This window comes from Dorea sp. AF24-7LB, from assembly GCF_003478575.1.
Taxonomy (GTDB): Bacteria; Bacillota; Clostridia; order Lachnospirales; family Lachnospiraceae; genus Dorea_D; species Dorea_D hominis.
On sequence record NZ_QUFR01000007.1, the window covers coordinates 83,477 to 94,081 of the forward strand.

Sequence of the window (10,605 nt, forward strand, 5' to 3'; positions counted from 1 at the left end):
CATAACTGTTCTTTCACACATTTTTTCAATAAACTTCTTTTCTTATTGATACTTGTTTCACAAACACTTTAAGTATATACTATAGCATATACTATTCTATATATTATCTGAGGAGGTATCGCTATGATTTCTTTAGAACATTTTGATGAAATTGACATGCATGTCGGCACAGTTACTGCCGTGTCCCTGAACAAAAGAGCGCGAAAGCCAGCTTATAAAATCACTGTAGACCTCGGTGATGAACTCGGTATTAAAAACAGTTCGGCACAGCTTACAAATTATGAACCGGAAGAACTGATTGGAAAACAGGTTGTCTGTATATGTAATTTTGAACCGATCCGGATCGGTGATGTAAAAAGTGAAATCCGTATTCTCGGAAGTGATACCGACAAAGGATGCATTATATTGACATCCGTCTCACCGGTGAAGAATGGAAGTAAGATTTATTAAATCTGCTAATTTGCAGTTGCTAATTGTTCCGTATAAAAAGAGATTACCTGATGCAGGGTGTGTCACCTCAACAGGTAGTCTCTTTCTGTTATAGCTTCAAAAATCAGGTTTTCTGATTTGTCATGTATTCATGTTATTCCTGTGCATCCAGTAATTTTCTCATACTCTGATTTGCAAAGCAAATATCTTCTTTCCAACTGTCCTGCCCTACATCCCAGAGTTCCGTTACATAACGGCGCACGCCCAGTTTCCATGCCGTTTTAATGACTCTCTCAAATTCCACGTGTCCGGTCAGGAATGGAACTTCGCGGAAAATTCCCGGTTTTGTTTCTTTCAAATGCAGTGCGATCAGTCTTCCTTCACCAAGCAACAGATCTTCACACACATCTTGCTTATATAAAACCGCTGCATTCGTAATATTACCAGCATCCGGATAGATTTTCAGATACGGAGAATTGACACGGTCTACATAATGAACAGCCTTTCCGACTGTATTCATAAATTCATTTTCCATTGTCTCAAATCCAAGAAGCACGCCTTCTCTCTCTGCCACTTCTGCCATAATATGGATATTTTCAAGGAAATACCGTTTCGTCTCTACTGTAGATTCTCCAAAATAAATATCATATCCCGGAATCATCACTGTACGTATGCCAATTGCTGCTGCAAATTCAATTGATTTAACTGCAATCTCCATGCCACGGTTACGGATCTCCGGATCCGGATCTCCTACTGCGTATTTTGTCAATGCACTGACACTCATAGACTGGATTGGGACTCCCGTCTCAAACATCGCATCTACGATTTCTTTACGCTCCTGTTCACTCATATACACACGGCTGATACGCTTCTCTGAAGCATCAATGCTGATCTCCATGTAATCATATCCACAGTCTTTTGTACATTCAAGCATTTCCTTCCAGGAAAGTGTACTTCTCATTGCTTTTTCATACAAGCCTATCTTATACTTCTTCACACTGCCACCTCTCTCATTTTCTTTGTTACATCTGTTGTCGTTCCTGTAAATAGTCTGCTTTTATTATCCCACATTTTTTTCAGATACGCAATCTTCACAGCATCTTTTATTCTCGGAGCATCCGTCTGATCCACAAGCATACCCCCGTTAAAACCAAAATTAGAGCCTTGTCCGATATAAGTTTCCGGATAGGCTCCATTTTCTTCAAAAACAGATACTATGATTTCTTTGCGTATCCAAGTAATTCGTTCTCATAGTCTCCGCGTTCCTTTTTCTTCTGAACATATGTATCCCATACACCAGCTTCGTCTTCAATACCAACTGTCGCAGGATCAAATAAAGGATCTAATCCAAGCTTAATCTGTGTCTCATAATCCTTTACAATCTTCAGTACTTTCGGTGTAAGAAGCAGAACACTGAATGTATTTACCCATAACATACAGCCGACTCCGATATCACCCATTGGCCAGATGGTATCTCCGTCGATCAAGATTCCAAACAGGCAGAAAATTAAAAATAAAATTCTGACTACAGTTACAATCATCCTGTTCTCTCCAAAGAGATATTTGCATGTTGATTCTAACTGATAAGAATAAGACAACATGGTTGTAAAAATAAAGATAAACAACATCACTGCAAGCAGCATTGCTCCTGCTTTTCCAATTGTATCGGACATCGCTTCCTGCATGAATGCGATTCCGTACTGTACTCCCGGCGCGTGTTCAATCAGAAGTGCTGCGCTCTTACCACCGTCTGCTGAGACATTATAAGTTCCTGCCATCAATACGGAAATTCCGGTACAGGTACATACAAGCAATGTGTCAATATATACAGATAATCCCTGCACAAGTCCCTGCTTTACAGGATGTGAGGTGTCTGTTGTAGCTGATATTAACGGGCTCATACCATTACCTGCATCATTGGAGAAGAATCCACGTTTAATTCCCCATGCAACTGCGGAACCTACGATTCCGCCAAATACAGCATCCTTACCAAATGCACTTGTAAAAATAGATCCAAATACACTCGGTACTTTCTGGATGTTCATTACGATGATCAGAATCGTGATCAGGAAATAAATACCGCACATGATCGGTGCCAGAAATTCTGCAACCTGTCCGATTCGTTTGATACCGCCCATGATGACGATACCGACGATCACTGTCATTGCAAGTCCGACTACAATAAACGGAAGTCCAAACGCTCCGTTTACTGCTGTAGCTGCTGTCTGTGTCTGCATCGCCGGAAGTAAAAATCCCGGTCCGATAAATACCGCAATACAAAACAGTACAGCAAGTACCTTTCCGAAATATTTATTCTTCATTCCTCTGGACATGTAGAATGCCGGACCTCCGGTCAGCTCTCCCAGATTTCTTGTCTTATAAGCCTGTCCGAGCATACACTCTACCATTCCGGTAGATGCTCCTAAGATCGCTGTGATCCACATCCAGAACAATGCTCCCGGACCACCCATGAAGATCGCTGTCGCTGTTCCGGCAATATTACCGGTTCCGACACGTCCTCCGACCGTCGTCGCAAATGCCTGAAATGGTGACAGACCTGTATCTTTGTCATTGTGGCCTTCTTCGAGCAGGCAGTGAACCATATCTTTTAATCGTCTCACCTGCATGCCGCGAAGTCTTACTGTGAACCAAAGTGCAGCAACCATCAGGAACACACACATAACCGGTGCCCATATGATGTCGTTGACCATGTTCATAACTTTTACAAATACTTCCATTTTCCCTTTTCCCTTTTCCCTTAAATATTTTGCCAATGCATTTATGTTACCATAAGACATCCTGCGTTTCAAATATTTTTCGGCATAATCCCACATAAAAAAGAAGAAGTTCTCACACATGATATGGTAGAACTTCTTTGTTAATTTTCTATCTATCGTATAAATACTCTTTTCGCGATCACTACAACGAGAAACCACAGTACTTCTAACAGTACGATTGTTCCTCCCGGTTTCACTCCCACATAGTAAGATAAAAATAATCCTGTAATTGTCGTGACCACTGCAACGATCACTCCACACACCAGCGTCATGCGGTAACTCTTTGCCATCTGCATCCCACAGGCAACCGGAACTACCAGCATGGAGGACACGATCAGTGTTCCGACCGTTCTGGATGCTGCCGATACCGTTAGCGCTGTCAGAATCGTGAAAATAAAGTTCACTTGTCTGACCGGAACGCCGGAGATTCTTGCCGCATTTTCGTCAAATCCAATATAGAAAAGTTCTCTAGAAAAGATGCCAAGCACAAGCAGGACAGCCACACTGATGATACATACTGCGAGCATTTCTCCCCTGCTGATCGACACAATACTTCCAAATAAAAAGCTGTTAAAGTTCGCACTGTCTTCCACAAAACCGGAAAGCACACCTGCCAGCCCGATTCCCGCCGACATAATGATCGCAATTGCCATCTCCGAATAACGCGGTATTTTTTTTCGAATAGCTTCAATTCCAAATGCCGCAACAATGCAAAGCGCCCCCGCACCAAGTACCGGATTGATTCCAAGTAAAAGTCCAAGTGCTACACCTGCCAGTGACGAATGTGACAGTGCATCACCCACCATGGACAGTCGCTTTAATACAATCGTAATTCCGATACACGGCGTGATCACTGCAAGAAGAAGCCCTACTACAAAAGCTCGCTGCATAAATCCATACTGTAAAATCTCCATTACTCTGTAATGCCTCCTTCATCTGCTTTAAAATGTCTGTTTACGCCACAGAATAATTTTGTATTTCCATGTGTTACCATCAAAATCGTAAGTCCTTCTTCGTTCTTTTTCTGTAACACTTTCGCAAGTGCTTCCAGTGAAACAGAGTCTACGCCGACGGTTGGCTCATCCAGTATGAGAAGTCCCGGATCTGCTGCCAGAACTCTTGCCAGCATGACGCGCTGCTGCTGTCCACCGGAAAGCTCACCGATTCTTCGTTTCAGGAAACTTTCCATTCCAAGTTCTGTCAGCGCCACTGTGATCTTTTGTCTGCACGCTTTTCTGCTCAGCCGCTTCTTGAAAGGGCGGTAAAGACCTGTCATCATCACTTCCTCTACGGTTGCCGGGAAGTCTTTGTTTCCACTGATACTGTTCTGTGGCACATAACCAATCTTAAGTTCTTTAAAATCCGCTTTCCCAATTTTTTTTCCAAAAATCTCCACAGTTCCCTGATCCGGTTCCAATTCTCCTAAAAGGAGCTTTAAGAACGTACTTTTTCCACTTCCGTTTTCTCCGGTCAGGATTGCATAATCACCACTGTTCAAACATATATTTACATTTTCCAATATAGGTACATCCCCGGTATAATGAAAAGAAACATCCTTCATCTGTATAACTTCCATTTTGCCACCTGCTTTCTGCATGTTTACTCTCACTGTCTTTTCCCAAAACGCTTTCTTATTTTTCTTAATTATCGAGAGCTTTCTTAAGTGTCCTGAGATTCTCTTCCATCACAGAAAAATAATCTGCACCCGCTTTCTGATCTTCATCGCTCATTCCTTCGAGTGTATCCAACACTGCCGTCTTTGCACCGATTTCTTTTGCGATCGTCTCTGCCACTTTCGGGCTTACCAGTTCCTCAAAGAAAATCGTACCTACATCATGTTTCTTAGCAAACTGGATGATTTCTTTCATTCTTGCAGCATCCGGCTCCGAATCTGACTGAATCCCTTCAATACCAATCTGCTTCAGATCATAAGCGCGGCACAGATATCCAAATGCTTCATGCGCCGTGATCACTTCTTTTCTCTTAATCTGACCGAGTGTTCTTTTATACCGCTCATCCAGTTTTTCACATTTTTCGGCACTTTTTTTGTAATTTTCCTCATAAACAGTTCTGTGTTTCGGATCTGCTTTTATCAGTGCATCTTTGATATTTTCCATTTCCTTTTTTGCATTGAGCGGTGCAAGCCAGACATGCGGATCACTGCCTGTAAGCTTAACTCCCTTACTTGCTTCTGCGACAACAAGCTCTTTGTTATCCAATGTATTTAAAATTGTATCCGTCCAGTGTTCCATCTCTGCGCCGTTATATACAAACACATCTGCATCTTCCAGACTGGCTACATCTCTTGCGCCCGGTTCCCATTCATGTGGTTCTGTTCCTGCCGGAACAAGGTTCTTCACTTCCACCTGATCTCCACCTATTTTTTTTGCAAGATCATACATCATATAAAAACTCGCCACAACCTGTACTTTTCCATTTGCTTTTTTACGCTCCATGCTGCTTTCCTTTCCACATCCGGTTACAAGCATGGAAATTGCCAATAAAAAAAGCACCACTGTGCTGAATCGATAACGGAATATCTTCTTCATCCTAATCATCCTCCAAAAATGCAACTCATTTGCATTTAACACAATAATGCTTTTTCAGTTATTTGTCAATATCTTCTTCGATATTTGCAACTCATTTGCTTATTTATCTTCCATTTTTTTCTCACAGTCACCGCAGATCCCATGCAGCAGATCTCCTTCACACAACAGACGGAACTTATGATCTTCTTTTAGATGGTTGCGGAACTCATCCATAAACCCACAGTCCAGATGCAGGATTCTTCCGCATTTGACACATTTCAGATGCAAATGCTGTACACAATGCCCCATCTCTCCGGAATACTGATAAACTGCTCTTTCTGATCCGGCATCCGCATACTTGATGATTACATGTTCTGCCAGAAGTTTATCCAGATAACGGTAAATCGTTGTCGTATTCGCCTTTATCTCTTTTTCTTCCAGATGCTTCTTAATATCGGAAGCACTGACCGTTACTGACCAGTTCTGTTTCAGATATTCCAGAATCTCCGTTCTCGTTTTTGTTATATATGTTTTTCGCTCTGCCATTGCTTTCGCCTCTTTGTTATTTATTTTTCTTTGCTGCTTTTCTTGCTTTTTTCAGTGCTTTCGTCGCAAGACATTCTGAACGTCTGAACTCTTTTAATCGTCCAAATTGCTCCTTATGAAGTCTTGGCTGCATCTTCGGGAATGCACGCAGCATACGTGTTGTCATTCTAGGACTGCGTTTCTGCAATTCCAGGTACATACCACGAAGCTCCTCTTTTCTCGCTTCTGTCTGTTCTTTTATGCGCTCCTGGCGTTCCATGCCTTCCATGACACTTTTGTAAATGTCGCTGCCGATCTGATCAGAGATCCGGTGGAACTCTGCGGCAATCTCCTCCATTTTCTCCAGACGTTTATTAAATTTCAGGATTGCAGCTACCGTTACGGAAATATCAACAAAAATACTGATACCAAATGCAACGTCCTCACCGATTGTCAGCCACTTCGGTACAAGCAGTACCAGTTTACAGATCAGCGGATGGACAATCTTTACAACAAATACACACGCTGCACCCCACGCCGCCGAAAAAGGAATACACACATAGCCATTCAGATTAAATGGAACTTCCGAGTAATCCCACCATTTGTGATGAAATAATTTGTCCAGCGCAAATCCGGTCAGCCACTCCAGTGTCGTTGTAAGCACAATCGACAGTAAATATAATAATCCAAGTTGATGCGCGTACGGATCTAAAAGCTGTACAACGATCACAACACCGACTCCATAGATTGGACAGATCGGACCGTTCAAAAACCCACGGTTTACGAATTTCCGTTCCTTGACTGCGGCATAGGCAACCTCTGTACACCAGCCGAGAAAGCCGTAAATAAAAAAGTATAAAATAATATTCTGTATTTCCATATTCATCTCTTTTCTTCTATAATTTTTATTCTGCTGCCAGCTTACCGGTCATTTTAAAACTGAAACAATCCGTCATTTTTCTGCTCCAGTACTTTAATTCCGTTCAGAAACAGCCGGCAAATAGGTGTTGCCACGCCAAGTTCTTCTCCCATGCGTACCATCTCGCCTGCAAACATCTCAATCTCTGTCTTCTTTCCTGCTTCTATATCCTGAAGCGTAGACGGCTTATTCTGCGGCGGGATTCTTTTGATCGTTTCATACTGGTCGTCTAACTGCTCCTGGGTAATGATAATTCCTTTTGCTTTTGCAACTGCACGGACTTCTTCCATTGCTTCTACGCGGATAGCACTTGCTTCTTTGCTTTTTACATAAGCGCCAAACGGAATACCAAGAAGTGCACAGGTCAGATTCTCACCAACATTACACATATATTTAAACCACAGCCCGTTCAACATATCCTTCCGGATCACATATGGAATATCACAGCGTTCTAATACTTCTTTTATTGCTTCTACTCTCCCGGACAATGTCTCATTTATTTTTTCCCCAAAATAAATCTTTCCCCAGTACGGATCAAAATCTGCTTTTCCATCCTTCATTACAATCGACATCCGCATATAAGAATACAGTACATGCTCCCATCCATATGCTGCCGCTACCTGCTCCTCACTGTTCACACCGTTCATAACGCATAAAATCTGTGTATCCGGTCCGACAAATTTCTCAATATCTTTAATTGCCTGTGCAAGTCCCAGATCCTTTGTTGCCATAATGATCAGATCTGTCGGTGTTCCATCTTCCGGAGTACAGATTGGAAAATGATAATTTACACCATTGACTGTCACGCCTTTTGTCTGTAGTCTTTCTTTTCTTTCCCCTTCTGCGATCACGCAGAAATTCTCTCTTCCAAGATGTTCCTCCATACGTGGCGCGAAAAATACGCCCATCGCTCCCAGTCCGATCAGTGCTGCATTTTTTATATCCATCTTTTTTCCTCCTGTCCGTATTCATAAGCTGTCATGTACTATAGATTCCATACGAATTGTTCCGTACTTCGTACTTCCACAATTCTCTCCGATCATTCGCATATCATTTTTATCATAGCAAAATCCGGAATAAATTTCCACACCTACAATATAAAAAGAATCAAGGCTGTTACACCTTGATTCTCCATGCTGCATCATCGCTGATCGCGATTCTCACCTGATTCGTTCCGATGATCAATCCTCCGATAAACTTCTGTATAATGTGGATATCCACACCTTCTTTTATCTGGTACTGTGCCATTAGATCCAGCACTTCCGGTACTCCGAACATCCATTTAATCGTGTAGTCTTCTCCTACGTTCGCCTCTGCAAGTGCCTGCATACTATCACCTCTTTTTTTCATTGTATGAGCGCACCTGCCTGTTAGTCAATCGTAACATTTTTTATTTCATATTTTTCTCCATATCCCGCATCTCTGCAAGTGCCTGGCCACCCATCAGATACAAAATCCCAATATTGAAAATGGTCATAAGTCCGATACCGACATCCCCCAGATCCCAGACAAATGTGTATGTCGCGATTCCTCCGATGAAAAGCATTACCAGTGCCAGCACTTTGTATGCTGTCTGGGAAAACCAGTTATCTCCAAACAGATAAGCAACATTACTTCTCGCATAGAAAAGGATTCCCAAGAATGTTGAAAAGCTGAACAAAAACAGCGTGACCGCAATAAATATAACTCCGGCTTCCCCGAAATGATACCGCATAGCTGCCTGTAAAAGCTCCATTCCTTCTTTTCCTGCCAGCATTTTCTCCGGTGCAAGCAGCATGATCATTGCTGTACAACTACAAATCACGATCGTATCAATAAATACACCTAAAGCCTGTACAAGTCCGGCTTTTCCCGGTCGCTCACATTCAGCAGCTGCGGCTGCACAAGGTGCTGAACCGGAACCTGCTTCATTAGAGAACAGTCCTCTCTTCACTCCGTTCATGATCACGGCTCCAAAGCCACCTGCAGCTGCCTGTCTGAAGCCAAATGCTTCTTTGAAAATTCTGGAAAATACACCCGGCAGGCTCGGAATGTGTGTCATGATCAGAAAAACGGTGATTGCAAAATAAAACACTGCCATAATTGGTACAATTACATCCAGAACTTTCACGGTCGCATTCTTTCTTAACACAATAAACGCTGCCAGAATAACCAGAACGATCGTAGTATATAAAGGTGGAATCGAAAATGCATTTTCAAATGAAGATGCTACCGAATTGCTGATCACCTGGCTGATTCCGCACCAGCAGATCAGTCCGGATATTGCAAATAAAACAGCAATCAGTACATGCTTTTTCTTCGTTCCCTGTCTATCTTCTATATAGTGATGTATATAATAAGCCGGACCGCCCCGGTAACCACCGTACAGAGGGTCCTTCTCCTTGTAAAGCTGTGCCAGTGTTGCTTCTATAAATGCCGTAGATGAGCCGATCACTGCCGTTATCCACATCCAGAACACTGCCCCGGCTCCTCCTGCTGAGATTGCTGCTACCACGCCGACCAGGTTACCCATGCCTACCCGTGTTGCCGTAGACACGATCAATGTCTGAAATGTAGAAAGGCTGCTCTCTTCTTTCTTTTTCTCAAGAAGTGCCTTCACCATCTCCGAAAATAACCGGATAGGCAACACTCTTGTCCTTATTGTAAAATAAATTCCTACCGGTATCAGCAAGATAATAAGCAGGGATATTCCTACAGAGCCACCGCCAGGAAGTGGTATCTGCAGGAAATCTCCCCATAAAAATCTGTAAATTGTTTCAATAATTGTAATGATCATTTCCCCGGTCCTTTCCATAACGTAAACATATTAAGAATTATTTTACCACAGACCGGAACTTATTACTATATTTACTTACATCTGTTTTCTTACAACCATATATTCATCACCATTGCGGTAGTATGGGCACTGGTAATGCTGGTCGGAAATAAGACGCATATATTCGTCTTCATCCATATTAATATCGCATACATAGCTCTCATAATCTTCATCATATGTGAAATAAGTGCAGCTCTCGCAGCTTCCTTTTGTCTGTTTGCTTGCCATCGTTTTTCCTCTTATTGTAAAATGATGTTAAAGTTAAAAGATGCCATACGAATTGTTCCGTACTGCGTACTCCCACAATTCTACCCAATATTCGCATATCGTGAAGCTTACGCTCCACTTTTATGCTCATATCGGGGGGCGGGTCACTAAGCCATAAAACCACTCACGTGCAAGCACATCGTGGTTTCAGGCTTTTGACCCTGGCATCATATGCTCTACTATTTTGTAGGAAGATACGGAAAATGTCAAGCCGTATACCGAAGTGCTTCCACCGGTTTTTTCTTAGCTGCCTTATTTGCCGGATACAATCCGAAGATTACACCGATCGCTACGGAAAAAAGCACGGCGATTCACATAACCGGTACAGACATCTGATACCACCTA

Annotated in this window: 13 protein-coding genes and 1 pseudogene; 1 reads left to right on the plus strand and 13 read right to left on the minus strand. The window is 42.4% G+C overall.

Annotated elements, in window-relative coordinates:
- Positions 1–123: 123 nt before the first annotated feature.
- Positions 124–450 carry a tRNA-binding protein gene (locus DWY31_RS08755; RefSeq protein ID WP_118520120.1) on the plus strand — a complete coding sequence of 109 codons (327 nt, stop codon included), beginning with the start codon at positions 124–126 and terminating at the stop codon, positions 448–450.
- Between the two features lie 133 nt (positions 451–583).
- Here DWY31_RS08755 and DWY31_RS08760 read toward each other — a convergent pair whose 3' ends face one another.
- The 13 genes and pseudogenes from DWY31_RS08760 to DWY31_RS14600 form a co-directional block, all read right to left on the minus strand.
- On the minus strand, positions 584–1,426 hold the full coding sequence (locus tag DWY31_RS08760; RefSeq protein ID WP_118520122.1) for an L-ribulose-5-phosphate 3-epimerase: 843 nt from the start codon (positions 1,424–1,426) through the stop codon (positions 584–586).
- The gene (locus tag DWY31_RS13935; RefSeq protein WP_158575503.1) at positions 1,423–1,560 is read right to left on the minus strand and encodes a hypothetical protein; all 138 of its coding nucleotides are present in this window, start codon (positions 1,558–1,560) and stop codon (positions 1,423–1,425) included. Before DWY31_RS13935 ends, DWY31_RS08760 begins: the two co-directional genes overlap by 4 nt.
- A gap of 83 nt (positions 1,561–1,643) precedes the next feature.
- Entirely contained in the window at positions 1,644–3,167 is a 1,524-nt protein-coding gene (locus tag DWY31_RS08765) for an alanine/glycine:cation symporter family protein (protein WP_158575504.1), read from the minus strand.
- A 152-nt stretch (positions 3,168–3,319) separates the two neighbouring features.
- The gene (locus tag DWY31_RS08770; protein WP_021861422.1) at positions 3,320–4,120 is read right to left on the minus strand and encodes a metal ABC transporter permease; all 801 of its coding nucleotides are present in this window, start codon (positions 4,118–4,120) and stop codon (positions 3,320–3,322) included.
- A complete protein-coding gene (locus DWY31_RS08775; RefSeq protein ID WP_243060503.1) occupies positions 4,120–4,782 on the minus strand; it encodes a metal ABC transporter ATP-binding protein in 663 nt (220 codons plus the stop codon). Before DWY31_RS08775 ends, DWY31_RS08770 begins: the two co-directional genes overlap by 1 nt.
- A 64-nt stretch (positions 4,783–4,846) precedes the next feature.
- Positions 4,847–5,764, minus strand: a complete 918-nt coding sequence (locus DWY31_RS08780; RefSeq protein WP_442873167.1) for a metal ABC transporter substrate-binding protein — start codon at positions 5,762–5,764, stop codon at positions 4,847–4,849.
- 90 nt (positions 5,765–5,854) lie between these two features.
- Positions 5,855–6,280, minus strand: a complete 426-nt coding sequence (locus tag DWY31_RS08785) for a Fur family transcriptional regulator (RefSeq protein WP_021861425.1) — start codon at positions 6,278–6,280, stop codon at positions 5,855–5,857.
- Positions 6,281–6,296: 16 nt separating this feature from the next.
- Positions 6,297–7,139 (minus strand): putative ABC transporter permease, encoded by an 843-nt coding sequence (locus tag DWY31_RS08790; RefSeq protein ID WP_118520168.1) that lies wholly within the window; start codon positions 7,137–7,139, stop codon positions 6,297–6,299.
- 53 nt (positions 7,140–7,192) lie between these two features.
- The gene (locus DWY31_RS08795) at positions 7,193–8,125 is read right to left on the minus strand and encodes a ketopantoate reductase family protein (protein ID WP_117537386.1); all 933 of its coding nucleotides are present in this window, start codon (positions 8,123–8,125) and stop codon (positions 7,193–7,195) included.
- A gap of 169 nt (positions 8,126–8,294) precedes the next feature.
- The gene (locus tag DWY31_RS08800; RefSeq protein ID WP_330422633.1) at positions 8,295–8,528 is read right to left on the minus strand and encodes a FeoA domain-containing protein; all 234 of its coding nucleotides are present in this window, start codon (positions 8,526–8,528) and stop codon (positions 8,295–8,297) included.
- 40 nt (positions 8,529–8,568) lie between these two features.
- The gene (locus DWY31_RS08805) at positions 8,569–9,954 is read right to left on the minus strand and encodes an alanine/glycine:cation symporter family protein (protein WP_118520128.1); all 1,386 of its coding nucleotides are present in this window, start codon (positions 9,952–9,954) and stop codon (positions 8,569–8,571) included.
- A 75-nt stretch (positions 9,955–10,029) separates the two neighbouring features.
- Positions 10,030–10,221 (minus strand): DUF6472 family protein, encoded by a 192-nt coding sequence (locus tag DWY31_RS08810; RefSeq protein ID WP_021861429.1) that lies wholly within the window; start codon positions 10,219–10,221, stop codon positions 10,030–10,032.
- Positions 10,222–10,466: 245 nt separating this feature from the next.
- Positions 10,467–10,571, minus strand: a pseudogene (locus DWY31_RS14600) (ABC transporter permease); the annotation flags it as partial.
- Positions 10,572–10,605: the final 34 nt, after the last annotated feature.

What these genes read in the sequence shown, in the direction of transcription:
- DWY31_RS08800 (WP_330422633.1), bottom strand. Translation starts at nt 8,528, where the DNA reads ATGAAAAAAAGAGGTGATAGTATGCAGGCACTTGCAGAGGCGAACGTA.
- DWY31_RS08775 (WP_243060503.1), bottom strand. Translation starts at nt 4,782, where the DNA reads ATGGAAGTTATACAGATGAAGGATGTTTCTTTTCATTATACCGGGGAT.
- DWY31_RS08810 (WP_021861429.1), bottom strand. Translation starts at nt 10,221, where the DNA reads ATGGCAAGCAAACAGACAAAAGGAAGCTGCGAGAGCTGCACTTATTTC.
- DWY31_RS08795 (WP_117537386.1), bottom strand. Translation starts at nt 8,125, where the DNA reads ATGGATATAAAAAATGCAGCACTGATCGGACTGGGAGCGATGGGCGTA.
- DWY31_RS08805 (WP_118520128.1), bottom strand. Translation starts at nt 9,954, where the DNA reads ATGATCATTACAATTATTGAAACAATTTACAGATTTTTATGGGGAGAT.
- DWY31_RS08770 (WP_021861422.1), bottom strand. Translation starts at nt 4,120, where the DNA reads ATGGAGATTTTACAGTATGGATTTATGCAGCGAGCTTTTGTAGTAGGG.
- DWY31_RS08780 (WP_442873167.1), bottom strand. Translation starts at nt 5,764, where the DNA reads ATGATTAGGATGAAGAAGATATTCCGTTATCGATTCAGCACAGTGGTG.
- DWY31_RS08755 (WP_118520120.1), top strand. Translation starts at nt 124, where the DNA reads ATGATTTCTTTAGAACATTTTGATGAAATTGACATGCATGTCGGCACA.
- DWY31_RS08790 (WP_118520168.1), bottom strand. Translation starts at nt 7,139, where the DNA reads ATGGAAATACAGAATATTATTTTATACTTTTTTATTTACGGCTTTCTC.
- DWY31_RS08765 (WP_158575504.1), bottom strand. Translation starts at nt 3,167, where the DNA reads ATGGAAGTATTTGTAAAAGTTATGAACATGGTCAACGACATCATATGG.
- DWY31_RS08785 (WP_021861425.1), bottom strand. Translation starts at nt 6,280, where the DNA reads ATGGCAGAGCGAAAAACATATATAACAAAAACGAGAACGGAGATTCTG.